The sequence below is a fragment of the Microbacterium sp. DT81.1 genome (genome assembly GCF_049844955.1).
Taxonomy (GTDB): Bacteria; Actinomycetota; Actinomycetes; order Actinomycetales; family Microbacteriaceae; genus Microbacterium.
Genome location: NZ_JBNCMA010000005.1, coordinates 123,504 through 149,627, shown reverse-complemented (window position 1 = coordinate 149,627; position 26,124 = coordinate 123,504). Strand labels below are relative to the sequence as shown.

Here is a 26,124-nt window from a genome sequence, read left to right as displayed (position 1 = left end):
GAGCTACTCCGGCAGCGACGGATGCCGCTCACCCGGCGCGCGGTGCGCCGGGATGAGCAGCGCGAGCACCAGCGCGGTCAGCGCCCCTGCGCCGGCGAGCAGGTAGGTCAGCTGGAATCCGGCCGCCGAGGGGATCTGCATGCCGTCCTGCACGGTGGACGACGAAGCGAGCACGGCACCCATCACCGCCGCCGCCGTGCTCGTGCCGAGCGACCGGAACAGCGCGTTGAGCCCGTTGGAGGCACCCGTCTCGTTCTGGGGGACCGACCGCATGATGAGCATCGGCATGGCGGCGAACCCGAACCCGATGCCCACGCCGATGAGCAGATTCGAGACGAAGATGTGCCACACCTCGCTGCTCGCGATCAGCACGAACGCGTAGGCGGCGACGAGGGCGGCCGCGCCCATGATCAGCAGCACGCGAGGCCCGACGACGCGCGACAGGCGGCCCGACACCGGTGACAGCACCATCATCACGAGGCCGGCAGGCATCACGATGAGACTGGCCGCGATGAGCGACAGGCCGAAGCCGGCTCCGGTCTCGAGCGGAAGCTCGAGGATCTGCGGGAAGACCACGTTCGAGGAGAACAGCGCGAACCCCATCCCGATCGAGGCGAGGTTGGTCAGCAGCACGGGTCGACGGGCGGCGATCCGCAGGTCGAGCAGCGGCTCTGAGATGCGCAGCTCGAACCAGCCCCACACCAGCAGCACGAGGACGCCGCCGAGACCGAGGGCGAGCGTCGGCGTGGAGAGCCAGCCCCACTCGTTGCCGCGGGAGATGGCGAGCAGGATGCCGGTCAGCCCGATCGCGAGTCCCGCCGTGCCGACGTAGTCGTAGCGCCCCGGCGTGCGCAGCACGCTGACCGGCACGATCCAGAGCACGAGCGCGAAGCAGACGGCCCCGAGCGCGGCGGCCAGCCAGAACAGCAGGTGCCAGTCCGCGTACTGGGTGACCAGGGCGCTGATCGGCAGCCCGAGCGCCCCGCCCACCCCGAGGGTCGCGCTGATCAGGGCGATCGCGCTGCTGACCCGGTTGGTGTGCAGCACGTCGCGCAGGATCGCGATGCCGAGCGGCACGACGCCGGTGACGGTGCCCTGCAGGGCGCGCCCGACGATGATGCCGAGCAGGCTCGTCGAGAACGCCGCGATGATCGAGCCGACCACGAGCAGCGCGAGCAGCAGCAGCACGATGCGGCGCTTGCCGTACATGTCACCGAGCCGGCCGGCGATGGGGGTGAAGATCGCCGAGGCCAGGAGAGTGGCGGTCACCACCCAGGCGGTGTCCTCGCGACTGGCGTTCAGCAGCTCGGGCAGCTGCGCCTGGATCGGCACGACGAGCGTGAACATGAACGAGGAGGCGAGGCCGGCGAACGCGAGCACGGCGATGATGGCGCCCTGCCGCGGCATCCGCGTGAGGCGCCGTCTTTCGTCCTCTTCGCGGGAACCCATCGCTTCAGGCTATCGGCGCGCGCTCGGCCGTCGGACCGGGCCCAGCCCGTGGGCGAGGAGCGGGCGATGGCCGGAAACCGCGGGCTCTGCCGTTGTCAACCCTCTTCTTGTCGCTGCAGGAAAGGGCGACGGTGACCGTATGACCTACAGATCCACTCGTCCCGGCGCACGGTCGTCCGGGTCCGCCGTCGGTCATGCGACCGCGGTCACGCTCGGCGCGAGCGGCATGGACAGCGGGCACACGTGGGTCGACCTCGGGACGATACCCGGCATGACGATTCCCGGCGGCACCGACCGCCCGCGCCCCTGGCGGCGGCTTCGGAGCCTCTTCCGCGCCTGAGCGGGCTGCACACGCCGGGTGGCAGACTTCACCCATGAGTGATGCGCCCGGTGTTGCCGATCAGCACGAACCCCGCAGCGCCGCCGAAGCGGCAACCAGCGGTCCTGCAGCGCCGGGGCCCAGCATCCGGAGCCTCACCACCGTCGACGAGATGCAGGAGGCATCCGACCTGCTGCGCGACGTCTGGGGCGGCGACCGCAACACGATGCCGGCGCCGCTGCTGCGGGCCCTCGCCCACTCCGGCAACTACGTGGTCGGCCTGTTCGAGGGGCAGCGGATGGTGGGGGCATCCGTCGCCTTCTTTGAGGCGCCGGCGCGGCGTGCGATGCACTCGCACATCACCGGGGTGCATCCCGACCTGCAGGGCCACGGCATCGGCCGCGCGCTCAAGCAGCACCAGCGCGAGTGGGCGCTCGCCCGCGACGTCGGGCACATCTCCTGGACCTTCGACCCCCTCGTCGCCCGCAACGCGCACTTCAACCTCCGCGTCCTCGGCGCGCGCGTGACCGAGTACCTGCCCGACCAGTACGGGCCGATGGATGACGGCATCAACAGCGGCGATGAGTCCGACCGGGTGATGGTCTCGTGGGCGCTCGCCGCGCCTCCGGCGCCGACACCCGCGCCCGAGTCGGTGGTCGCCACCGTCGCGGTGCCGCACGACATCGAGACGATGCGCCGGGACAACGCCGCGGATGCCGCGCAGTGGCGCGTACGCGTGCGGGACGCGTTCCTCGGCCACCTGACCCACGGGCTCGTCGTCGGCGGCTTCGACGACTCGCAGGGGTATCTGTTCGTCCGGCGCTGAGTCCTGGTCTTCGGCCTTCGGGAGGCGACGCGCCTTCGGGAGGCGACGCGCCTTCGGGAGGAGATCCGCGGTCGGGAGGGCCGGAACGGCGGGATTCCTCCTCCGGACGGCAGATCTCCTCCCGTGGATACGGGCCCGCCGCTCATAGGCTGGCGGAATGTCCGACTCCCGCGCCGCGGCGCAGTACCGCGCCCACTTCGACTTCACTCTCCGCTTCGCGAACGGCGGCGGTCTGACGGGCGAGGGGTTCCGGCTCGACGTTCCATCGGCCGACATCGCCGAACCCGAGCTCGAACTGCTGCTCGTGCGACACCTCCGCCTCGCGCTCGTCGACACGGTGAGCCTCACGGGGCTGCGGATCGTCGAGGAACCCCACCGCGGCAGCCGGGATGTCGAGGTGCCGGTGGCGCGCACGGCCCGCGTCGTCGACCTGAGCCACCCGATCCGGGCGGGGCTCGTGACCTATCCGGGCCTGCCGGCCCCGACGATCACCCCGCATCTGACACGTGAGGACTCCCGCGCGAAGTATGCCCCGGGAACCGAGTTCGCGATCGACGTCGTGTCCATGGTCGGCAACACCGGCACCTACCTCGACAGTCCGTTCCACCGGTACGCGGAGGGTCCGGACCTCGCCGGGCTCGCGCTCGAGACCCTCGTGGGGCTCCCGGCCGAGGTGTTCCACCTCACCGACGCGGCGGAGCGCGGCATCCGCCCCGCGACGCTCGCCGACCGCGACGTCCGGGGTGCGGCCGTGCTGCTGCACACCGGGTGGGACCGTCACTTCGGCACTCCCGAGTACGCGACCGGGTCGCCCTTCCTCACCGAGGCGGGCGCTCGGTGGCTGATCGACGCCGGGGCGGCGCTGGTCGGCATCGACTCGCTGAACATCGACGACACGGAATCCGGCGGCGAGCGTCCGGCCCACACGCTGCTGCTCGGCGCGGGCATCCATGTGGTCGAGCACCTGACGAACCTCGGGGCCCTGCCGCCGCGCGGTGCGAGATTCACCGCCGCACCTCCCGCGGTCGAGGGCTTCGGGACGTTCCCGGTGCGCGCCTTCGCCGAACTGCCGGCCTGAGCCCCGGTCGCCGCCCTCGGCACGCCGCCGGTCCAGCATCCGCCGCTATGGCATCGACCCCTAGCCCTCACCCCTCCGCCTGCACGAACTTCGGAGCGGATCACCCACTCCGGCCCTTTCTCGCCGATTCGCCCGAAGTTGACGACACTCTCCGAAGTTCGTGACGCCGCGCCACCCCCAGCTCACCCCTCCGCACGCACGAACTTCGGAGCGGATCACCCACTGCGGCCCTTTCTCGCCGATTCGCCCGAAGTTGACGACACTCTCCGAAGTTCGTGACGCCGCGGCCCACCCGTGACCGCCGGCCGACGGTATCGTGCCGGGATGACGATTCCCGCCGACTGGACCCCGCACCGCCGCGACGACGGCGAGCTCATCGGGTGGATCCGGCCCGACGGCGACCTCTGGGTGCCCGTCTCGCTCCTCGGCCACGACGCGTCCGAGCCCCGCGAGTGGCTGGAGGCCGAAGAGGTGCTCGAGGCGAGGGGCCTCTCGTGGCTCGCCGACGTCTGGATGCTGGAGCGCGAAGGCCGCGATCCGCTCAGGGTGAGGATGGTCGAGGTCACGCCCGAACGGGTCGTCGTGCAGACCGATGACTTCGGCGCGATCGACATGCCCGTGCAGCGGCACGAGCTGCCGTGGCCCTCACCGGCCGTCCTCCGCCCGGCGCGGCCGACCGACCCGCTCGCCACACCATGGGGTTAGCCTGAGCGCATGCCCATCGCCCGGCCAGCGGCATCCATCGCACTCGACGGTTTCGAACTGCGCGTGCTGCAGATCCCGCTCCTGTCGCCTTTCACGACGTCGTTCGGCACCGAGCACGTGCGCGAGGTCATCGTCATGCGGGCGCTGACGGCCGACGGCGACGGCTGGGGAGAGTGCGTCACCGGTGCGGCGCCCCTGTACTCCAGCGAGTACACGCAGTCCTCGTGGGATGTCGCGCTCCGCTACCTCATCCCGGCCCTTCTGAAGCGCGAGCAGGTCGCCCCCGAGGATGTGGCTCCGGCGCTCGCGCCCTTCGTCGGACACCGGATGCCGAAGGCCGGCCTCGAGCTGGCCGTGCTGGATTCCGCCCTCCGGACCGAGGGCCGCTCGCTCGGCGACTACCTGGGCGCCGAGCGCGACCGCGTGCCGTCGGGGGTGTCGGTGGGACTGCAGAGCGACCCGGCCGCCCTCGTGGATGCCGTCGGCGGCTACCTCGACGAGGGGTACGTGCGGATCAAGATCAAGATCAAGCCGGGCCGGGATGTCGGGGACACGGGCGCCGTCCGCGACGCCTTCGGCGACATCCCGCTGCAGGTCGACGCGAATTCCGCGTACACCCTCGACGACGTCGTGGCCCTCGAGCAGCTCGACCGTTTCGAGCTGCTGCTGATCGAGCAGCCGCTGCAGGAGGACGACCTCGTCGACCACGCGACCCTGGCGAGACGGCTCCGCACGCCGGTGTGCCTCGACGAGTCGATCGTGTCGGTCAAGGCGGCGGCCGACGCGCTCGCGCTCGGGTCCGCCTCGGTGATCAACGTCAAGGCGGGGCGGGTCGGCGGCTACCTCGAGGCGGTGCGCATCCACGACCTCGCGCGCGGGGCGGGCGTGCCCGTGTGGTGCGGGGGGATGCTGGAGACCGGCATCGGGCGCGCCGCGAACGCGGCCCTCGCGGCGCTGCCGGGCTTCACCCTGCCCGGCGACGTCTCGGCATCGTCGCGCTTCTACGCCCGCGACATCGTGACCGAGCCCGCCGTGCTCGAGGACGGGCATGTGCGCGTCCCGACGGGCCACGGCATCGGCGTCGAGATCGACGCCGTCGCCCTCGACGAGTTCACCGTCGCCCGAGAGACCGTGCGGAGGTAGGGATGGGTTCTCGGATGCGGGGCGCGGCCCTCGCAATCGCGGCCTTGCTGCTCGCCGGCTGTGCCGCCCCAGGCCCAGGAGTCGGAGGCTCGGGAGCCGGAAGCCAAGGAGAGGGCACACCCACGCCGTCCCCCACCGCCGTGCCCCTGCCGGAGGGCATCTCGGTCGAATTCATGCAGCTGCGCGCCGACGTCGCGAAGCGCGCCGCCCAGATGCGCGTCGTGAACGGATCCGATACGGATCTCGAGATCACCCGGCTCTCCTTCGAGGACGACTGGTTCGTCGAGCCCGCGGTGCGGGACCGGGTCTCCCAGCTTCCGGCGGGACGCACCCTGGACCTCACGATCCAGCTCACCCCCTCGGAGTGCGACGACGAGCCGGAGCCCTCCGACCGTGTCAGCCGCGTGGTGATCGAGTACTCCGCCGAGGGGAGCGCCTTCACGTCCACGGCCGACCTTCCCGATCCCCTCGAGGTGATCCCCGCCCTGCACGCCCGGGAGTGCCTGCTGTCCGACCTGGAGCGCTCCACGGCCGTCGCGTTCACCGCGTTCCAGCCTTCCGAGACCGGGCAGGCGGCGACCCTCACCCTGACGCTCACGCCGACCGGCGATGCGGCGAGCGAGGTGACCGCCATCCGATCGACGAACCTCCTCTCGGTCGGTCAGGTCGACACGGCCGCCGACGTCTACCCGCTCGGTGTCGTCGTCCGCGAGGGCACGACCGATCCGATCGTCATCGACCTGCCGCTCGTGCCCTTCCGCTGCGACCCGCACGCCGTGCAGGAGGACAAGCGGGGCACGATCTTCGCCCTGGATGTCGCGATCGACGGCCAGGCCGGGGATGTCAACCTCGCCGCGCCGGAGGAGATGAAGGGGCAGATCCTCGACTGGGTCGCGGACTGGTGCCAGTTCGGCTCGTAGCGTGCGCGCGGGGAGCCGGGATCAGCGAGGGAGCCCCATCCGGGACGTGGAAGCGCTCCAGAGGGTGCAGACCTGCGCTCCGGAGGGCGCAACCCGGCCGACCCTATGCTGATCGCATGGCTCAGAGCAGCGTCGCTCCGCACGACCCCGCCGCCGCGCGGGGCAGTTCCCGCCGCACCCAATCGGAGATCTACCGAGCGGGCATCAGCGGCACGAGGCCCTCCGTCCCGGTCGACGCGGATGCCCTGGAGGCAGCCGCCCGCAAGACGCTGGGCGCTGAGGCCTTCGCCTACATCGCGGGCGGAGCGGGTGCCGAGCGCACGGTGGCCGCCAACCGGCGCGCGTTCGAGCGCTGGCAGGTGTGGCCCCGCCCCCTGCGCGACGTCGCGGAGCGCGACCTGTCGATCGAGCTGCTCGGCCGCCGTCGCCCGACGCCCTTCGTGCTGGCTCCGCTCGGCGTCATGGAACTCGCGCACCGAGACGCCGACATCGCGGTAGCCAAGGGCGCGGCATCCATCGGCGTTCCGTACACGCTCAGCAACCAGGCGTCGTTCGCGATGGAGGATGTCGCGGCGGCCGCGCCGGCGGGGGTCCGGCTCTTCCAGCTGTACTGGTCGGCGAACGACGATTTGAACGGCTCCCTGCTGCGGCGGGCAGAGGCATCCGGCTGCGAAGCCATCGTCGTCACGCTCGACACCCACCTGCTCGGCTGGCGCACCCGCGACCTCGATCTCGCCTACCTGCCCTTCACTCGCGGACTGGGGATCGCGCAGTACACGAGCGATCCGGTGTTCCAGCAGCTCGTGCGCGAGCGCGTTCGGACGGCGGGCGACCCCTCGACGGGCTCGGGGACCGGGGTCGCTGGGTCCGGCGACCCCTCGACAGGCTCGGGGACCGGGGTCGCTGGGTCCGTCGACCCCTCGACGGGCTCGGGGACAGGGGTCGCTGGGTCCGTCGACCCGGCGACAGGCTCGGGGACCGGGGTCGCTGGGTCCGTCGACCCCTCGACAGGCTCGGGGACCGGGGTTCGGATGACCGCCAAGACCGTCGCCGCCGGCATCCAGATCGCGCGCAAGGGCAGCGCACTGACGGGCGGCGGCCTGCGGGACTCGCTGCGCTCCCCGCTCCCGCGCGCCGCCGTCGAGACCTTCCTCGACGTGTTCTCCACACCGGCCCTGACGTGGACCGACCTCGCGAAGGCCCGGGAGTGGACGACCCTGCCGATCATCCTGAAGGGGATCCTCCATCCCGACGATGCGACCAGGGCGATGGATGCCGGGGTGGACGGCGTGTGGGTGTCCAACCACGGCGGCCGTCAGATCGACCAGTCCGTGCCGGCCCTCGCCGCCCTGCCAGGGGTCGTGGACCGCGTGCGCGGGGCCGTGCCCGTGATCTTCGATTCCGGCGTGCGGGGCGGCGCCGACGCCTTCATCGCCCTCGCGCTCGGCGCCACGGCCGTGGCGATCGGGCGCCCCTATGCCTACGGCCTGGCGATCGCGGGGGAGGCGGGTGTGCGCGAAGTCCTGCGCAACCACATCGCCGAGCTCGACATCACCCTGGGCCTCTCCGGATTCACGTCCATCCGGGATGTCGGGGCCGAGGCCCTTCGCGAGGCCTGAGCAACCCCGGTCCCTGAGCCGGTCGAGGGGCCGTCCCCTGCTGGCGGCTCAGCCCGCGACGCCCTCCCGCCGGCGCCGGGACCACACGAGCAGCAGCACCCCCGCAAGAGTGAGCACCACCGCCCCGAGCGGAGTCGCGCCGGCGTCCGTGCCGCCCGTGGCGGGGAGCGAACCGCCGCCGCTACCGCCACCGCTACCTCCACCGCCGCCCGGGTCGACGACCGCCACGACGGTCGTTGCCGCGGTCAGCGTCGACGACTCGGAGATCGCGGTCGACGTGGATGCGGTCACCGAGTTCTCGAAGGTGCCCGGGGTGTCGATCGTCGCGACGACCTCGACGGTGGCGATGTCATCCACCGGGAGGAGCCCGATGTCGCACGTGAGGGTCGCTGCGTCGATCTCGCACCCGGGCGTCGGCGTGGAGACCGGCGTGGTGCCCGCCGGGAAGGGGTCCTCGAGAACGACGTCCTCCGCGTCGGCCGACCCCACGTTCGAGACGGTCATCGTGAAGGTCACGGCTCCGCCGGCGATCACGGACGGCGGATCGACGGTCTTCGTGACGTGCAGCTCGGCGAGACGAGGCGTGCCCGTCACGATCGCCGACGACGAGTTGTTCGCGAGATCGGGGTCGAACACGTCCGGAGCCTCGCGTGAAGAGCTCGCCACGTTCTCGAATGTGCCTTCCTCATCCACGCTGGCGACGATCGACAGCGTCGCCTGTGGCGGCGGCTCGCTTCGACCCGGCCCGGGCAGGTTGACGGGAGGCAGATCCGGAATCGTCCATACCCCTGTGGACGCGTCGTAGGTGCCGACGCTCGGCGTCGCCGAGAGGACGGTCAGCCCGGCGGGCAGCACGTCGTCGACGAGGACCTCGCCCGACGCGTCAGGGCCGTAATTCCAGACGTCCACCAGGAACGTCACCTCGTCCCCGACGAAGACGATCGGATCAATGACCCCCTTCTCGACGACGATGTCGGCCGCCGGGACGAACAGATCGGCGTCGTCGATGTTGTTCAAGAGGTCGGGGTCGGCCTGGTCGACTCCGAGCACCACGGCAACGTTGCGGGTCCATCCGGTCCGCTGCACCTCGATCACGACAGTCAGCGTTCCGGAGGCGCCATCGGCGAGCGCTCCGATGGTCCACACACGCGTCACCGGATCGAAAGTCCCGACCGTTGTGGACGTGCTGACGATGGTGGCCGCGGGCATGATCGGATCGAATGCGACGACGCCCGTGGCATCGTTGGGTCCGCTGTTCGCGACGACGAGGGTATACGTCACTTGATCGCCGGGGCGGGAGGTGCTGGGGTCGGCCGTCTTCGAGATCGACAGGTCGGCCAGGACGATTCCGGTCACCTGCACGGACGCACTGTTGTTCGTCGGATTGCTGTCGGTCTGCGTCAGCGAGGTGAGGGTGACGGTGTTCACGAACGAGCTCGGCTGCGCGACGGTCGCCACGATGGTGAGGGATGCCGCGGCCCCGGACGCCAGGGATGCGAGCGTCCACTGCCCGGTCAGCGAGTCGTATGTGCCGTCGCCGGTGTGCGAGACGTAGGTGAGGCCCGCGGGGAGCTCGTCGGTCAGGACGACTTCGGTCGCGGTCGCCGCGGTGGGATCGGGGATGTTCTCGGCGGTGATCGTGAACTCGACCTGCTCACCGACCGGAACGGCATCCGGCGACGCTCCCGAGGGCACCGTCACGGACTTCTCCACGGCGATGTCGAGTTCGGGCTCGGCCGAGGTGACCGTGGCCGAGGAGGAGTTGTTCGACGGGTCGGGGTCATCCACGACGGGTGAGCCGATCGTGGCGGTGTTCACGAGGGTTCCCGGTTCGTCGATCGTCGCCGTCACGGTGGCTGTGACGTTCTGCTGACCCGGGGTGATCGTGCCGATCGTCCACGTGCCGGCATCCGCGGTGATCGTCCCCACCGACGCCGTCGCGCTGAGCACCGTGACTCCAGTGGGGAAGACGTCGGTCACGACCACCTGGAGCGCGGTCTCCGGACCGAGGTTGCTCGCCTGGAGCTGATAGGTCACCTCATCGCCGACCGTCACGACCTGGGGGAAGACGGCCTTCACGACCGCGAGGTCCGCGACGGGGTGCACCACGCTGAGGGTCGCCGAGTCGGAGTTGTTCGTCGGGTTGCTGTCGGGTGGGATCGGGATGCCGGTGAGCGAGGCGAGGTTGACATAGGTGCCCAGCGCCGCGCCGATCACGGTGATCGTGCGCGTGGCCGCCTGCCCTACTCCGAGCGTCCCGATGGTCCAGATCCCCGTCACCGGATCGTACGTGCCGTTGTCGGGATCGCCGGGACCATCGGCCACGAACGTGAGGCCGGGCGGCAGCACGTCGCGGACCTCGACGCCCGAAGCCGGCTGCGGTCCCGAGTTCGTGGCCGTGACGGTGAAGGTCGCCGTCTCGCCGAGCGGGATCTCGGCGCGGTCCACGGACTTGACCACCCCGATGTCCATGGAGGGGATGACGGGGTTGATCGTCGCGGAGGCGACGTCGTTCGTCGGGTCGCGGTCAGGTTGATCCGTCGCCGACCTCGACGCCGTGTTCGTGAACGGCGTACCGGTGTTCACGGTGGCGATGATCTCAAGGCTCTCGGTCTGACCGGTGGCGAGTGTGCCGATGGTCCACGAGCCGGTCGCCGGATCGTAGGTTCCCGCTGATGTGGTCGACGACTGGTAGACGATGCTCTCGACCGGTTCGCCGTCCGGGACGACGTCCGTCACGATGACGCCGGTCGCCGTCGAGGGGCCGTTGCCCGTCGCGGTGATGGTGAAGGTGACGTCGCTGCCCACGAGCGGCGCGTCGTCATCGACCGTCTTGGTGACCCCGACGTCCGTCGCGACCGGGATCTGCGCCTGCACGGGGCCGGCCGTCACGACCTGCCCGATCGGCGTCTGGGCCGTGACCGACGCCGTGTTGACGAGGAACCCCGCGGAGTTGATCTCACCGCCCTGGATCGTATGGGATCCGGAGCAGGTCATGCCTGTGCCGGGATCCAGCTGCCCGGCCTGGCAGGTGATTGCGGCCGGTGCGATGCGGTCGTCAGTCACGACGAAGCCGCGCACGTTGGTCCCGCCTGTGTTCGTCAGCGCGTACGAGTAGGTGACCTGCTGCCCGATCGAGTAGGGCGGCGGGGTCGTCACGGACTTCGCGATGGTGATCGATGAGACCAGCGGAACCGTGACGGTCGCCGGGGGCGAGACCACGGTGCCCCCGGCACCCGGCACCGCCGTCGCGGTGGCCACGTTGACGACCTGGCCGGCGTCGACATCCGCCTGCGTCACGACATGGGAGCCGTAGCAGCTCGTCGAGGATCCGACGGCCGGAGCCGTCGTGAGGCTCGTCGTGTCGCAGGTGATGCCGCTCGTGGCGATCTGGTCGTCGGTGATGAAGAGTTCGGTGACCGGGGCGCCCGTGTTGGTGACGATGTACTGGTACGGGATCTCGGTGCCGACGATGATGATCGGCGGGAGCGGCTGCCGACCGGCCCTCCTGTCGATCTGCTTCTCGAGCTGGAGGCTCGCGAGCGGGATGATCGTGTCGATGCTCGTCTGGCGGATGAGATGCACGTCGTTGGACCCGCCCGTCGACGCGGAGAATCCGAATTTATAGGTCGACGGGGTGTTCGGGGGTGCCGGGATAGCGAGCTCGGTCACCCACGGACCAGCATCCGTGTACCTCACCTGAACGATCACCCGCGCGACGGGGTCGGCGGCCGTGACCGGGGTTACCTGGACATTGACGGTCCGCTTGGACGCGTCGAGGCTCGCAGCACGGAGCGTGCCCGAGCCGCCGTTGAGGGTCGTGCCCGGCTTCGTGGGGTTGGTGATGGGCTTCGGCACCGTGGCATCGAGCCAGCAGTAGCCGCTCAGCCCGGCGCCGGGGCCCCGAAGCGTGATGACGTTCGGGGCGATTGCGCCGGAGGCGTTCGTCGGCGAGCGCTGGCCCGCCGGACAGTTCGCGCCGCGGTTCTCGCCATCGTCGAAGAAGTTGCCGAACGCGTCCAGGCCGACGCCGAGATAACCGCCGTTGACGCCCGGCTCGCCATTGCGCTGCGCGTAGCCGAGGCTGCCGCCGAGGCCGCCGGTCTGCGTGAGCGAGGTCGAGCCGTCGACGAGGAAGAACCCGATGCCGTCGGCGCCGTTGCCGCCGTACTGGTACTGCTCGAAGGTGACCGAGATGCCGCTGCTCGCGGGGATGGGCTTGTTGTAGAGGATGCTGCCCGCGCGGTTGCCCGCGGCATCCGTCAGCTGGAGATACCCGTTCGGCGCGCCGTTCATCGGCGGCACGGGGCCCGTGCGGTGCGCAACGCACGAGGGGATCTGTGCTTCGCCGGGAAGCGGCACCGCTCCCGATGGGGCACCTGTCAGGCAGGTGTCTCCCTGGATGCTCCACGCCGGATCGGCGGCGGAGGCCCCGGTGAAGGTCTCATCGACGATCGGCGAGCCGCTGGTCGGGGGATCTGCCGCCGCCGGCAGCGCGACCGCGATCAGTCCGGTCGTGGCGAGCAGAATGGCCAGCGCCATCGGGAGGATGTGGTGCCTGCGGTGCGTCGTGGACGTACGCGTCACAGTCGGCCTCTCATCGAAGGTGCGTGCCAGGGCCCCGTGCCGAGTCAACCACAGGGGCCTCACCGAGCAACACCCTCAACATGCGCCCACCGCGGCCCGAGAGCCGCGTGCGCCGAGCCTGCGACGACTAGGCTTGGCGGATGCCGCGGCGCAGTCGCGCCGGATGCGTTCTCCCCCCGTCCCGACCATTGGAGCCACCATGGCCGAGCTTTCACGTCTCGACAAAGTCATCGCCCTCGCCCGCCACCGCGGCTTCGTCTTCCAGGCGGGTGAGATCTACGGCGGATCGCGGTCGGCGTGGGACTACGGGCCACTCGGCACCGAGCTCAAGGAGAACATCCGCCGCCAGTGGTGGCAGACGTTCGTCCGCGGCCGAGGCGATATGGTCGGCCTCGATTCCTCGATCATCCTGCCCAAGCGCGTGTGGGAGGCATCCGGCCACGTCGCCACCTTCAGCGACCCCCTCGTCGAGTGCCTCAGCTGCCACAAGCGCTTCCGCGCCGACACCCTCGTCGAGGACTTCGAGGCGCGCAAGGGCCGTCCGCCGGAGGGCGGCCTCGCCGGCGTGCCGTGCCCGAACTGCGGCACGCGCGGCCAGTACACCGAGCCGAAGGCCTTCTCGGGCCTGATGAAGACTTACCTCGGCGTCGTCGACGACGAATCGGGCGTGCACTACCTCCGCCCGGAGACCGCCCAGGGCATCTTCGTCGACTTCAACAACGTCGTGACGGCATCCCGCAAGAAGCCGCCGTTCGGCGTCGGCCAGGTGGGCAAGGCGTTCCGCAACGAGATCACCCCCGGAAACTTCATCTTCCGCACCCGCGAGTTCGAGCAGATGGAGATCGAGTTCTTCACGCCGCCGGCCGAGGCGGGCGAGTGGTTCGAGCACTGGGTGGAGGCGTGCTGGAGCTGGTTCCTCGATCTCGGCATCAGCGAGGAGAACCTCCGCCGCCACGACGTGCCGGAGGAGGACCGGGCGCACTACTCGGCGGGCACGATCGACATCGAGTACAACTTCGGCTTCGCCGGCTCCAGCTGGGGCGAGCTGATGGGTGTCGCCAACCGCACCGACTTCGACCTCAAGAACCACTCCGAGGCCTCGGGCGTCAGCCTCTCGTACTTCGACCAGGCATCGGGCGAGCGGTACATCCCGTACGTGATCGAGCCGTCCTTCGGCCTGACGCGGGCCATGATGGCGTTCCTCGTCGACGCGTACCACGAGGAGGAGGTGCCGAACGCGAAGGGCGGCACCGACATCCGCACCGTCCTGAAGCTCGATCCGCGCATCGCCCCCGTCTCGGTGGCGGTGCTGCCGCTCTCGCGCAACGAGCAGCTCTCGCCGATCGCCCGCGAGGTCGGTCAGTCGCTGCGGGCGAGCTGGAACGTGGACTTCGACGACGCGGGCGCGATCGGTCGCCGGTACCGCCGGCAGGACGAGATCGGCACGCCGTTCTGCGTCACGATCGACTTCGACTCGCTCGAGGACCGAGCCGTCACCGTGCGCGACCGAGACACGATGGCGCAGGAGCGGGTGCCGCTCGACGGACTGCACCCGTACCTCGCCGAGCGATTGAGGGGCGCGTAGCGCGTCGGTGTCGCCTTGCGTCGTGGTCAGGCCTTCGCCGCGGCCTTCATCGCCTTCTTGTGCTCTCGGACCTTGGCGAGCGAGTCGGGCGAGACGATGTCGGCGACGCTGCGGTACGACCCCTCCTCGCCGTAGGGACCGGCTGCCTCACGCCAGCCATCCCCCTCGTATCCGTACTGCTTGCCGAGCAGGGCGAGGAAGATCTTCGCTTTCTGCGCGCCGAAGCCGGGCAGCGCCTCGAGGCGCCGGAGCACCTCCGAGCCGTCCGGATCGCCGTCCGTCCAGATCGCCGCCGCATCGCCGCCCCACCGGTCGCGGATCTCGGCGCAGAGCGCCTGCACGCGCCCGGCCATCGAGCCGGGGAAGCGGTGCACCGACGGCGGCACCTTGAACATCGCGGCGAACTCATCGGGATCCGCGCCCGCGATCGCCGAGGCATCGAGGGCGCCCGTTCGTTCACGGATCTTCTTCGGTCCGGCGAAGGCCGTCTCCATCGGCACCTGCTGGTCGAGCAGCATCCCGATCAGCAGCGCGAGCGGGTCGCTGGTGAGCAGCTCGTCGGCCGCGGGGTCGCCGGTGATATGAAGGGTCATCCCTCCAGTGTGGCACCGGGCATCCCGTGTCACACCGGCGAGGGGCGTTAGGTTAGGCAGACGCGCGCCACGACGCCGGGCCGCGACCGCACCGCTTCACAGAACGAATCCCCGCCGCATGCCGACCGCCCGCGCACCGCGTACCCACGCGATGACGGCCACGCGCCTCGCGCTCGTGCGGGTCGGGGCGTACCGCAGCCTGCTGGCGGGGATCGCCATCACGGTCGCGATGTCGGTGGCGCTGCTCTGCGGGCTCTCGGCATGGGTTGCGGTCGATACGCGCCACGCTCTCCGCGCCGCGTTCGCGGATGAGGCGACGTCGTACGCGCAGGTGCAGACCCGCATAGCGGATGACAGGACGAGCCAGAATGCCGCGGCCGACGCCCTGTTCGCCGATCTGTTCGGCGACGCGGCCCGCATCCAGCGCACCGACGTGGGCGAGGGCGACAGCACCAGGGTGGCGTGGCGCATCACCCCGCGGGCCGATCTGCTCGATCCCGGCAGGCTGGCACGGCTGAGCAGCGGCGTCGATGCCCTGCCCGATGCCTTCAGGGCATCGGATGCTGCAGTGCAGGGCAGCGAGGATTCGGGCGACCTCGCCGAGGCGCTGGATGCCGCCGCGATCGGCGTCGCCGCGGCATCCGCGATTGCTCCCGTGCCGGTCGCGCTCGTTGCCGTGCTGGCGTGGTTCGCCGTGCTCGAGCTGTCGCGGCTGCTCGGCGCCGCCCGGGGCCGCGAGTCGGTGCTGCTGCGCGCGCGGGGCCTGTCGCGGCGTCAGCTGTCGGTGCTGACGACCGCCGAGTCGGCCGGTCTCGCGCTGCTCGCGACCGCACTCGGCCTCGGCACGGCGGCGGCGGTGCTCGCGGTGCGCGACGGGGGGCCGGGAATCGCCGCCGCCCTGGCGGGGTGGCCGCTCGCGGTCGCCGCGGCCGTGACGTTCGCGCTGACCCTCGGCCTGCAGGGCGCTCGTGCCGCCAGACAGGCGGGCACCGCAAGAGCCGGTGCCGGGCGTATCGGACGCGCCGCGACCAGCGGCGCAGCGGTGCTCTTGGTGCTTGCGGCCGGCGTCTTCGTGTGGCAGGCGCTCAGCAGCCGCGGTGCGGCGCCCGACGACTCGTGGCACGCCATCGCGCTCGCCATCGCCCCCGCGCTCGGGGTGGCGGCGGTCGCCGTGCTGGCGGTGCTGATGTTCGCCCCCGCCGCGCGCGTCGTGGCCGTCGCCGCTGCCCGACGGGTGGGCTTCTCGCCCGCCGAGCCCGCTCGTCAGGTCGCGCGACGGGTGATGGCGTTCTCGACCGCGATCGCCATGATCGCGATCGCCGTCGCGGGCGCGACACTCGCGGCGGGCTACCTCGGCACGTGGCGCGCGGCCTCCGACAACGCCGCGCGGCTCGGAGCCGGGGCCCAGCTGCGCACGGTCGCCTCGATCGAGGTGACGCCAGAACGCATCGCCCCGGGGCTCGAGATCGACGGCGTGTCCGTCGTGACACCGGCCCTGACCGCCGATCTTGTGATCGGCGACGGCGGCGCATCCCTCGTGGCACTGCGGAGCGACAGCATCTCGCGGGTGCTGCTGCCCGTCGAAGGTATGGTCGATCCGGATGCCGTTGCGGCCGCGCTCGCGTGGGAGGAGACATCCGCAGCGCTCCCCGACGCGGCCACGGGCCTGCGCGTGACCGCCCGGGTGACGACGGCCGTGCCCGAGGCGGCTCAGGCGCTGCGCATCGGCGCCTGGGTGACGGATGCGACGGGGACGCCTGCCCGGGTGTCGTTCGAGAGCGCGGTGCTCGATGACGGGCAGTCGGGATGGGCGTTGACCGCGGAGGCGGCGCTTCCGACGGGCACCGCCCCGTGGCGCCTCCTCTCGGTCGACGCGACGCGCGACGCCTCGTCCCAGGGCGTGAACCTCCTCGTCTCGGATGCCGAGCTGGCCTCGCTCGAGGGCGCAGCGGCGCAGGGGCTCGAGGTCGAGCCCCTGCCGGAGCCCTCGGTGCTGCTGCACGGATTCGGTGCCGAGGCGGTCTCGGGGGCCGCCATCTGGAGCGGCGCGGGGCTCGCGCCGCCGCCGACGCCCGCGGTGATCAGTCAGGAGCTGGCCGATGGCCTGGGACTCGAGCAGGGCGACCCCGTCGACACCCGGTTCGACGGGACCGGCCGCACGGCGGCCCTCGTCGTGGCCGGTATCGCCCCTGCCATCGCCGGGGCGTCATCGAGCACCGCTGTCATGGTCGCGCTCGACGCGCTGTCCCAGAACCTCCTCGACGCATCCCCTCAGCCGGGCTTCGCGACCACGCCCCTGCCGCCGAACGGCGTATGGGCCGCCGGCCGGCCGCGGGCGGCCGCAGACCTCGGAGACGCCATCGGCGCGCCGGTGCAGAATCCCAGCGACGCGGCCGCGGCGATCACCTCGGGCCTCGTGCCGGCATGGTGGGCCTCGGCGGTCGGCGGGGCGGCACTCGCCGGTGTCGCCCTCGTCGCCCTGCTCGCGGCCCTCGCGGCGCAGCGCGCGGGCGAGGTGCTCGTGCTGCGTGCCCTCGGCAGCCCGCCCCGCGAGCAGTCCCGCTCGCGGGTCGTCGAGGCGCTGTTCGTCGCCGTGCTCGCCGCCGCGCTCGGCCTGGTGGGCGGCCTGATCCTCGCCTCGATACTCGTGCCGGTGATGGCCGAGACGGCTGTCCCGGGCGCCGTCGTGGCCACCGGCGGGCGACTGGTGCTGCAGCCCGGGGCTCTGCTCGCCGCCCTTGCCGTGCTCGCCGTCGCGCTCGGGGCGGCGGCCGCGCTCACGGCGTACGCGGTCCGGCGGCAGGCGTCATCGACCAGGCTCGAAGAGGCCGCGCCGTGATCCGCGGGCTCTCGACCCCGGCGCTGTTCGGCCGGCACCTGCGCACCGCACCCGGTGCCTCGCTCGCCGTCGCGCTGCTCGTGCTCGTGCTCTCGGCCCTGGCCGTGCTGGCCCCCCTCGCCATCACCGCGGTCAGCGATGCGGGGCTTCGGTACCGCCTCGACGGCGTCTCTCCGCTCGTGCGCGATGTGGACTCGTCGGTGGCGCAGGCTCCGCAGGTGATGCCCGGCGCCTCCGACCTGCCCGAGGCGACCGTGCTCGTATGGGGCGGATTCGAGGCGGCGCTGCTGAAGGCCCGCACCGATGCGGGAACGCCGCTCACCGGGGTGCTGGGCGATCCCTCCTACGTGGTGCGGATGGGGCGCATCGAGCCGTGGAGATCGTTCAACCTGTCGTGGGCGCTGGATCCCCGCTTCGCCGATCGCATCGAGCTCGTGGACGGCTCGATGCCGGCGGCGCCGCCTGAGGACTGGTGGGAGCAGTTCGGTCACGGCCCGCAGAAGCCCGTGGCGGAGCGGCCGCCGATCGAGGTCGTGCTGTCGGAGGAGAGCGCGGCCGACATGGAGTGGCCGGTCGGCGAGACGCGGCCCTACCCGCTCGCTCAAGGCTTCGAGGGTGATTACCCCTATCGCCTGAGCGGTGTCTATCAGCCCGTCCACCCCGACGACCCGTACTGGCTGCACGCGGGCGATGTGCTGGCGCCGGCGGTCCGCTACGACGGCGAGAACCAGGCCTACGTCTACGCGACGGGCTTCGCCGATCCCGGCTGGCTGACGGTGCTGCAGGCGTTCGATCCGGTCCAGACGACGGTCTGGTATCCGTTCGATCCCGGCGCCGTGACCGCGCAGAACGCCGGAGACGTGCTCGCCGACCTGCGCGGCTTCACGAGCGTCTCCCAGCCCATCACCCGGGGCGACACCGGCATCGGCATCACCGGTCTCACGTTCCGCAGTGGCGCCATCCCCGTGCTCGAGCGCGCCGTCGCGGAGGGACGCGTGCTGGTGGCGCTCGTCGCCATGCTCGCGGCCGGGCCCGTCGGCGTGGCGGCCGCCGTGCTCGTGCTCGGTGGCCGCATGATGCTCGAGCGGCGCCGCTCTGCGCTCGCCCTCCTGTCCGCCCGAGGCGCCGGATCGTCGGAGCTGCGCCTGCTCATGGGGATCGAAGGGCTCATCGTGGCGGCTCCGGCCGTCGCGGCAGGGGTTGCCCTCGGATACGCGGTCGCAGCGGCGACCCTCTCCGACGTGGGCGCCATGCCGAATCCGCTGCAGGCGCCGGCGATCCTCCTGATCCCCGCCCTGCTCGGGATCGCGCCGTCGGCGCTGCTGGCGGTCTCGTCCGGCTCCCCGCGTCGCGCGGAACGGGCCGACGCCCCGACACGGCGGTCGGCCTGGAGACCGGTGCTCGAGTGGACAGTGGTCGGCCTTGCAGCGGTCGCGACGACGGTGCTGGTGCTGCGTGGGATGGGTGACCCCACCGCGCCGCTCGATCCGCTGGTCGTCGTCGCGCCGCTCCTGCTGGCCTTCGTGGTGTGCATCGTGACACTGCACGCCTACCCCGTGCTGCTGCGCGCCCTCCAGTCTCGGGTGCAGCGGGCGGTGGGATTCACCGGGTTCGTCGGCGCCGCGCGGGCGCTGCGCGATCCGAGCACGGGGGTGGCGCCGGTGCTGGCCCTGATCGTCGGCATCTCGATCTCGGTGTCTTCCGGGGTGATGCTCTCGACGCTGGAAGCCGGCATCGCCCGCTCATCGCAGCTGCAGGCCGGCGCCGACCTGCAGCTTCAGACCGGTCGATTCGAAGAAGGGGCGGCGGATGTCGTGGCCGGCCTCGACGGCGTCGCGGCGGTCGCGGCGGTGGCCGAGGCGCGCAGCATCGAGGTGCTGGTCGATTCGGCGCGGCGCCTGGCCCCCGTGTACTTCGTCGACCAGCAGTCCCTCGCCGCTGTTCAGGGGCGCGACGGCACCGTGCCCGAGGGTGTCTCGCTGGCGGATGGGAGCGAGCCGATCCCGCTGCTCCTGTCAGAGCGAGCGGTCGAGGTGCTCGAGCCGGGCAGCGAGCTGAGCGTCGGAGGAGAGCCGGCCGAGGTGGCGGGAACGGCCGGAGACACGGCGCCCTTCACGTCGCTGAGCGCGTGGCTCCTCACCGCCGACGCCTACATGGAGGCCGTCAACGGGCGGCCGGCTCCCGTCGTCAGCATCCTCGTGAGGCTCGACGCGGGCGCCGATCCGACCGCAGTCGCGATCGCCGCGCAGGAGTCCCTCGGCGACAACGTGCGCACCCTCACGCCGGCCTCAGTGCGGTCATCGATCGAACAGGGGCCCGCGGCATCCGCCCTTCGCGTGACGCTCATCGCCTGCATCGCGCTCGCTGCGCTGCTCTGCGCGATCGCGGTCGTCATGACGCTGGTGCTGGGTACGGGTTCGCGGTCGCGCATCCTCGCGCTCCTGCAGACACTCGGCGCGCCGCCCCGGTCCGGGTCGGCGATCATCGCCTGGGAGCTCTGGCCGGCGTGCGCGGCGGCGATCATCGCCGGAACGCTCTACGGCTTCGCGCTGCCGGCGCTGCTGCTGCAGGTCGTCGACCTGCGCCCCTTCACCGGGGACTCGGCACAGCCCGCGTATGCGGTCGACCCGCTGATCCTCTTGGCCGCGATCGGCGGCTTCCTCGTCGTGACCGCGGTCTTCACACTGATCGCGCTCACGATCTCCCGCCGCGTGCGCGCCGCATCCATACTTCGAACTGTGGAGGATTCATGACCGCCCCCGTCCTCAGCGGCGCGTCGACGACACAGGATGCCGAGCCCGACATCCTGTGCGCGGACCTCGTGCGCATCTTCACGGCTCAGGGCGTGGAGGTGCAGGCGCTGCAGGGATTGAACCTGCTGATCGAGCGGGGCGAGCTCGTGGCGGTCGTCGGCGCGTCCGGCTCCGGAAAGTCCACGCTGCTCTCGATCCTGTCGAGCCTCGACACCCCCACCGCGGGGGTCGCGCGCGTGGCCGGGCGCGACCTGCTGACGATGTCGGCGCGCGAGCGCGTGAGGTTCCGGCGGGAATCGGTCGGGTTCGTCTGGCAGCAGACCTCCCGCAATCTGCTGCCCTACCTGACGGCGGCCGAGAACGTCGCCGCCGCACTCGCGATCACGGGCACGCTCAGAGCGGCCAGTGCACGGGCCGAGCGCGTGAACGCGCTGCTCGACCTGCTGGGTGTCGCGCACTGCGCCGACCGGAGGCCCGCCCAGCTGTCGGGAGGCGAGCAGCAGCGCGTCGCGATCGCGGTCGGCATCGCCAACGAACCGCGCGTGCTGCTGGCCGACGAGCCGACGGGCGAACTGGATGACGAGACCAGCGCCCACGTGCTCGAGGCCATGCGCTCCGTCAACCGCGAGCTCGGCGTCACGACGCTGATCGTCACGCACGACGCATCGGTGTCGGAGCACGTGGCCCGCACCGTGCAGATCCGGGACGGGCGCACCTCGACCGAGGTGCTGCGCTCGACCCAGGTCGACGAGCACGGCGCGGAGCACAGCATCGCCGAGGAGTACGCGGTGCTCGACCGCGTCGGCCGACTGCAGCTTCCCGACGAGTTCGTCGCGGCCCTCGACCTGCGCGAGCGCGTGCGCCTCGCGCTCGAGCCCGACCACGTGGCCGTGCGTCCCGGCGCTCCCGCCACGACAAGCAGCGCTGGCAGCACCGACAGTACGGACAGCACGGGCAGCACAGGCCGCACAGACCGCATACACAGCACAGGCAGCACACACAGCACAGGCAGCACAGACGAGGAGCACCCCGCATGACCACCGGTATCGTGCTGCGTGCGGAGGGGCTCACGCGTACCTTCTCCTCGCCCGCCGGCGACGTCCATGCGTGCGCCGACGTCGACCTCGAGCTGCGTTCGGGCGAGATCCTCGTCGTGCGCGGCGCGTCCGGCGCGGGCAAGACCACACTCCTGAACCTGCTGGGTCTGCTCGACCGCCCGACCGCAGGGCGAGTGTGGATCGGCGACACCGAGACGACGGGGCTCGACGAGGACGCGCTGGCGCAGCTTCGCCGGCACAACCTCGGCTTCGTGTTCCAGTCGTTCGGGCTGATCCCCGTGCTCTCGGCCGCGGAGAACATCGAGCTGCCCCTTCGCATCGCCAGGACCCCGCCGGCCGAGCGCACCGCCCGCGTCGCCGATGCACTGGCCCTGGTGGGCCTGCAGGCTCACGCCGCGCAGCGCCCCGCGGAGCTCTCCGGCGGCCAGCAGCAGCGCGTCGGCATCGCCCGCGGGATCGTCACGCGCCCGCGGATCCTGATCGCCGACGAGCCGACCGGGCAGCTGGACTCCCGCACTGCTGGCACGGTGATGGATCTGATCGGCGACCTGGTGCACACCCAGGGGCTCGCCGCGGTGGTCTCGACACACGACCCCCTGCTCGTGCAGCGCGCCGACCGCTTGATCGAGCTGTACGACGGCCGCATCACCTCGGAGACCCTGCGCGGGCGGGTTGCGGGCCGCGAGGATCAGCGTGGAGAGACCGTCTCCCGCACAGCGCCGCTCACGCGTGCGGAGGCACGCGCCGCTCGCGGGGAATGAGGGTCGAAGGGCGCCGGTCAGCCGGCGGCGAGCTGGTCGGGGCTGCCGGCCGCGGACTCGCCCGGCTCGTCGACCTCGATGCCGAAGAGGGTGTTGAGGGCGGCGACGTACTCCTCGGCGCGCCCCGCTTCCGCGAGCTCGTGGGCCCGGGTCGTCGGCGTGTGCAGCAGCACGCCGACGAGGTGGCGCAGCGACTGCTCGGTGCGTCCGTCGTCGCCGCGGGCCTGCGCACGGGCGATCTCCGACTCGAGCACGCCGAAGACGTGCGTCCGAAGGGCCACGACCGCCGGGGTGAGGCTCTGCCGTTCGCCGACGATCGCGAAGCGGCGGGCCGCGTCGCTCACGACCTGCCGAGCGGCATCCGTCGCCTGCAGCTCTTCGAGGGGCGCATGCAGACGGATCGTCTCGAGGTCGAGCAGCGCCACGCCGGGAACGGACGAGACGTCCGGGTCGACGTTGCGGGGGAGGCCGAGGTCGATGATCAGCCGGCGGTGCGCACCCTGCGTGCCGGCGGCGAGGGCACCCGTGCGCAGGGTCTGCGCCGTCAGCACCGGCGCTTCGGCGCTCGTGCAGGTCACGACGAGGTCGGCGCCCGCGGCGGCCGCGGCGTAGCCGGCGTCATCCACCGCACGAATGCCGTGCTTGGTCGCGAATTGCGACGCGCGTCCCGAGGGGGAGTACACGCGGATGTCGGTGGCGCCGTGATCGCGCAGGGCGGCGAGGGTCGCCGCCGCGTAAGAACCGGTGCCGACCATGAGCACGCGCTGCGTCGCCCAGTCCGCGATGCGGCTGTCGGCCAGGTCGAGGGCGAGCCGGACGAGCGACCGCCCGGCACGGCCGAGAGCCGTGGCGTTCTTGACGCCGCGCTGTGCCTCGGTCGCGCGCTGGAAGAGGCGCTCGAGTTCGGGGGAGGTGGTGCGGTGGCGCCGCGCTTCGGTCAGCGCGCGACGCACCTGGCCCGCGATCTCGCCCTCGCCGACGACCACGGATTCGAGCCCGGACGCGACGGCGAAGAGGTGCTCGGCGACGGCGGGGCCGGTCACGACCGAGTACGAGCCTTCGAGCTGCGCGGTGGTCACGCCGGTGGCGGCCTCGATCGCGAGCATCGCCGCTTCGACGCCGACGGCGCCGGCCGCGGTCACGGGCTCGTCCATGTCGATGTACGCCTCGAACCGGTTGCAGGTCGCGAGCACGACGGCCCCCTGAACGCATTCGTCGTGCTCCGCGATGAGCGGAGCGACGTCGCGGGTGTGCAGACTGAGCCTCTCGAGGAGGTCGAAGGGGGCGGTCTTGTGACTCGCCGTCACGCACAGCAGCACGCATACATTCTACCGGGCCGCGCAACGCCGCCAGGCCAGAGGGGCGGGTGCGAGGATGGGAGTATGCCCCTGGTCGATGCCCCGCTGCTGCGCGCGCCCCTTCTGAGAGCGCTGAAGGGCGATCGACCAGAGACCGCGCCGGTGTGGTTCATGAGGCAGGCCGGCCGCTCGCTGCCCGAATACCGCGAGCTGCGGGTGGGTACGCGAATGCTGGATGCCTGCCTCACTCCGGAGCTCGCCGCCGAGATCACCCTGCAGCCGGTGCGTCGCCACCGGGTCGACGCGGGCATCTTCTTCAGCGACATCGTGGTGCCGCTGCGCCTCGCCGGGGTCGACGTGCACATCGAGCCGGGCCGGGGTCCCGTCTTCGCGCAGCCGATCCGCACCGCGGACGACGTCGCCCGCCTCATCGCGATCGACCCTCGGACCGTGTCGGCCGCCGCCGACCCGATCCGCGAAGCCGTCGGCATCGTCACCGCCGAGCTCGGCGAGACGCCCCTCATCGGCTTCGCCGGAGCGCCCTTCACCCTGGCCGCCTACCTCGTCGAGGGAGGCCCCTCCAAGGAGCACCTGCGAGCCCGCGCGCTGATGCACGCCGACCCCGCCTCGTGGCACGCGCTCGCCGGGTGGCTCGCCGCGGTCTCTGGCGCGTTCCTCTCGGCGCAGGTCGACGCCGGCGCCTCCGCCGTGCAGCTCTTCGACTCGTGGGCGGGTTCGCTCTCGCCCCAGGATTACCGCGCCTTCGCCGCCCCGCATTCCGCGGCGGCGCTCGACGCCGTGCGCGGACGCGTTCCCCTCATCCACTTCGGTGTCGGCACCGGTCCCGTGCTGGCGGACATGCGGCTGGACGGACGGGCGGATGCCGTCGGCGCCGACTGGCGGATGCCGCTGGACGATGCTGCGGCGATCCTCGGACCCGACACCACGGTGCAGGGCAACATCGATCCCGCCCTGTTGGGAGCCCCCTGGCCGGTGCTCGAGCAGCACGTTCGCGACGTGCTGCGCCGCGGCCGCGCCGCCAGGGCCCATATCGTGAACCTCGGGCACGGAGTGCCGCCGGACACCGACCCCGACACCCTGACCCGCATCGTCGAGCTGGTGCACGCGGAGTCGTCGTGAGCGGCGAAGCCCTCGAGGAGCTGGCCGCCCACGCCCGCGAGACGCGCGTCGTGGTGATCGGCGCCGGCATCGCCGGGCTGGTGGCCGCCTACGAGTGCGCCAAGGTCGGCATCCGCGTCGCCGTCTTCGAGCAGTCCGGCCTCGTCGGCGGCTCGGTGCGCACGGCGGACGTCGGGGGCATCCCCCTCGACGTCGGCGCGGAGAGCTACGCGACCCGCGGCGGCCACGTGCGCGCACTCGTCGAGGAGCTCGGCCTCGGCGGGAGCATCGTCGCACCCACCCCCGGTGGGGCATGGGTCGTGGGGCTGCCCGCGTCGCCGGGCGCGGCGCCGCTCCCCAAGGGCGGGGTGCTCGGCATCCCCGACAACCCCTTCGCCGACGACGTCCGCCGGGTGATCGGGTGGCGCGGCGCCTGGCGTGCCTATCTCGACCGCGTGCGACCGCCCCTGACGATCGGGCACGAGCGCAGCCTCGGCAGGCTCGTGCGAACGCGGATGGGAACCGCCGTGCTCGAGCGCCTGGTGGCTCCGGTGACCACGGGCGTCTACTCGTCGCACCCGGACGACATCGACGTGGACGTCGCGGCCCCCGGCCTGAACGCCGCGCTGACCCGCGCCGGCTCCCTGTCCGGCGCGGTGGCGGTGCTGCGTGGCGAACGCACGACGGCCCCCGGGGCGGCGATCGAGGGAATCGATGGCGGGGTGTACCGGCTCGTGGAGGCGCTCCTGGCACGGCTCGACGAACTAGGGGCCGAGGTGCACACCGGCGCGACCGTGGAGTCCGTCGATCGGGTGGGCGAGCGCTGGACCGTCTCGGTGGCGGGGCAGGAGGAGGAGCGCGCGGATGCCGTGATCGTCGCCACCCCCGAGGCCGCCGCCCGGCGCCTGCTCGCGACGGCCGTGCCCGCGCTCGGGACCGCGGCCCTGCGTCCGGGCCCCGACGTGCACGTCGTCACGCTCGTGCTCGACGCGCCGGCGCTCGACGCGCACCCCCGCGGCACCGGCGTGCTCACCGTCGCCGGTGCGAGGGCGGCGAAGGCGCTCACGCACTCCACCGCCAAGTGGCCGTGGCTCGCCGAGCGCATGCCGGCCGGGCGGCACGTCGTCCGCGTCTCCTTCGGCAGCCAGGGCGAGCCGCCCGCGACCACCGGGCTGAGCGACGAGGACGCCGCCGCGCTGGCCCTCGCCGAGGCATCCGCTCTGCTCGGCGTGCCCCTCTCAGCCAGCCAGCTGGTCGACGCACGGCTCGAGCCTTACGGGCAGGCGCAGCCGGCCTCGGTGCTCGGTCAGCGCGATGCGGCCGCCGCGGCACGCGGCGCGATCCACGGGGTGGACGGGCTCGCGGCCACAGGCGCGTGGCTCTCGGGCACCGGCCTCGCCCAGGTGGTGCCGGACGCGATCGCCGAGGCCGAGAGGGTGCGCCAGTCGGCGCTGTGGGGCTGAAATAGGCGG

At 72.0% G+C, this 26,124-nt stretch carries 18 protein-coding genes; 14 read left to right on the top strand and 4 right to left on the bottom strand.

The features are described 5' to 3' along the window. Window positions 1-3 precede the first annotated feature (3 nt). Window positions 4-1,407 carry an MFS transporter gene (locus tag ACLQ2Q_RS14580; RefSeq protein ID WP_425821587.1) on the bottom strand — a complete coding sequence of 468 codons (1,404 nt, stop codon included), beginning with the start codon at window positions 1,405-1,407 and terminating at the stop codon, window positions 4-6. 181 nt (window positions 1,408-1,588) lie between these two features. Here ACLQ2Q_RS14580 and ACLQ2Q_RS14575 point away from each other — a divergent pair, with 181 nt between their 5' ends. From ACLQ2Q_RS14575 to ACLQ2Q_RS14545, 7 genes are all read left to right on the top strand, one after another. Continuing rightward, window positions 1,589-1,789 (top strand): hypothetical protein, encoded by a 201-nt coding sequence (locus ACLQ2Q_RS14575; protein ID WP_425821198.1) that lies wholly within the window; start codon window positions 1,589-1,591, stop codon window positions 1,787-1,789. A gap of 151 nt (window positions 1,790-1,940) precedes the next feature. After that, complete coding sequence (locus ACLQ2Q_RS14570; protein ID WP_425821585.1) at window positions 1,941-2,594, top strand: GNAT family N-acetyltransferase; 654 nt, start codon at window positions 1,941-1,943, stop codon at window positions 2,592-2,594. A gap of 157 nt (window positions 2,595-2,751) precedes the next feature. Next, the gene (locus tag ACLQ2Q_RS14565; protein WP_425821197.1) at window positions 2,752-3,672 is read left to right on the top strand and encodes a cyclase family protein; all 921 of its coding nucleotides are present in this window, start codon (window positions 2,752-2,754) and stop codon (window positions 3,670-3,672) included. A 324-nt stretch (window positions 3,673-3,996) separates the two neighbouring features. After that, complete coding sequence (locus ACLQ2Q_RS14560; protein ID WP_425821196.1) at window positions 3,997-4,377, top strand: hypothetical protein; 381 nt, start codon at window positions 3,997-3,999, stop codon at window positions 4,375-4,377. A 9-nt stretch (window positions 4,378-4,386) separates the two neighbouring features. Further along, the gene (menC, locus tag ACLQ2Q_RS14555; protein ID WP_425821195.1) at window positions 4,387-5,520 is read left to right on the top strand and encodes an o-succinylbenzoate synthase; all 1,134 of its coding nucleotides are present in this window, start codon (window positions 4,387-4,389) and stop codon (window positions 5,518-5,520) included. 2 nt (window positions 5,521-5,522) lie between these two features. After that, a complete protein-coding gene (locus tag ACLQ2Q_RS14550) occupies window positions 5,523-6,440 on the top strand; it encodes a hypothetical protein (RefSeq protein WP_425821194.1) in 918 nt (305 codons plus the stop codon). Window positions 6,441-6,556: 116 nt separating this feature from the next. Then, window positions 6,557-8,059: an alpha-hydroxy-acid oxidizing protein gene (locus ACLQ2Q_RS14545; protein WP_425821193.1), complete on the top strand. Its 1,503-nt coding sequence runs from the start codon at window positions 6,557-6,559 to the stop codon at window positions 8,057-8,059. A 48-nt stretch (window positions 8,060-8,107) separates the two neighbouring features. Here ACLQ2Q_RS14545 and ACLQ2Q_RS14540 read toward each other — a convergent pair whose 3' ends face one another. Further along, the gene (locus tag ACLQ2Q_RS14540; RefSeq protein WP_425821192.1) at window positions 8,108-12,646 is read right to left on the bottom strand and encodes a DUF7507 domain-containing protein; all 4,539 of its coding nucleotides are present in this window, start codon (window positions 12,644-12,646) and stop codon (window positions 8,108-8,110) included. Window positions 12,647-12,845: 199 nt separating this feature from the next. Here ACLQ2Q_RS14540 and ACLQ2Q_RS14535 point away from each other — a divergent pair, with 199 nt between their 5' ends. Beyond that, complete coding sequence (locus tag ACLQ2Q_RS14535; RefSeq protein ID WP_425821191.1) at window positions 12,846-14,231, top strand: glycine--tRNA ligase; 1,386 nt, start codon at window positions 12,846-12,848, stop codon at window positions 14,229-14,231. Window positions 14,232-14,257: 26 nt separating this feature from the next. On the opposite strand, the gene ACLQ2Q_RS14530 is transcribed toward ACLQ2Q_RS14535, so the two are convergent. Further along, window positions 14,258-14,824, bottom strand: coding sequence for an HhH-GPD-type base excision DNA repair protein (locus ACLQ2Q_RS14530; RefSeq protein WP_425821190.1), 567 nt, complete (start codon window positions 14,822-14,824; stop codon window positions 14,258-14,260). 151 nt (window positions 14,825-14,975) lie between these two features. Here ACLQ2Q_RS14530 and ACLQ2Q_RS14525 point away from each other — a divergent pair, with 151 nt between their 5' ends. From ACLQ2Q_RS14525 to ACLQ2Q_RS14510, 4 genes are read left to right on the top strand one after another with little or no spacing between them, the layout of a single operon-like run. Further along, window positions 14,976-17,663, top strand: a complete 2,688-nt coding sequence (locus tag ACLQ2Q_RS14525) for an FtsX-like permease family protein (protein ID WP_425821189.1) — start codon at window positions 14,976-14,978, stop codon at window positions 17,661-17,663. Continuing rightward, window positions 17,660-20,416 carry an FtsX-like permease family protein gene (locus ACLQ2Q_RS14520; RefSeq protein ID WP_425821188.1) on the top strand — a complete coding sequence of 919 codons (2,757 nt, stop codon included), beginning with the start codon at window positions 17,660-17,662 and terminating at the stop codon, window positions 20,414-20,416. Before ACLQ2Q_RS14525 ends, ACLQ2Q_RS14520 begins: the two co-directional genes overlap by 4 nt. Next, on the top strand, window positions 20,413-21,453 hold the full coding sequence (locus ACLQ2Q_RS14515) for an ABC transporter ATP-binding protein (RefSeq protein WP_425821187.1): 1,041 nt from the start codon (window positions 20,413-20,415) through the stop codon (window positions 21,451-21,453). Before ACLQ2Q_RS14520 ends, ACLQ2Q_RS14515 begins: the two co-directional genes overlap by 4 nt. Further along, a complete protein-coding gene (locus ACLQ2Q_RS14510; protein ID WP_425821186.1) occupies window positions 21,450-22,235 on the top strand; it encodes an ABC transporter ATP-binding protein in 786 nt (261 codons plus the stop codon). Before ACLQ2Q_RS14515 ends, ACLQ2Q_RS14510 begins: the two co-directional genes overlap by 4 nt. Before the next feature lie 17 nt (window positions 22,236-22,252). Here the strand turns inward: ACLQ2Q_RS14510 and ACLQ2Q_RS14505 are convergent, their stop codons facing one another. After that, window positions 22,253-23,554: a glutamyl-tRNA reductase gene (locus tag ACLQ2Q_RS14505; protein WP_425821185.1), complete on the bottom strand. Its 1,302-nt coding sequence runs from the start codon at window positions 23,552-23,554 to the stop codon at window positions 22,253-22,255. Window positions 23,555-23,617: 63 nt separating this feature from the next. Between ACLQ2Q_RS14505 and hemE the strand changes: the two genes are divergently transcribed. Together hemE and hemG are read left to right on the top strand one after the other, a co-directional pair. After that, window positions 23,618-24,673: a uroporphyrinogen decarboxylase gene (hemE, locus tag ACLQ2Q_RS14500; RefSeq protein WP_425821184.1), complete on the top strand. Its 1,056-nt coding sequence runs from the start codon at window positions 23,618-23,620 to the stop codon at window positions 24,671-24,673. Beyond that, on the top strand, window positions 24,670-26,115 hold the full coding sequence (hemG, locus tag ACLQ2Q_RS14495; RefSeq protein ID WP_425821183.1) for a protoporphyrinogen oxidase: 1,446 nt from the start codon (window positions 24,670-24,672) through the stop codon (window positions 26,113-26,115). The genes hemE and hemG overlap by 4 nt, the downstream gene beginning before the upstream one ends. The last annotated feature ends 9 nt before the right edge of the window (window positions 26,116-26,124 follow it).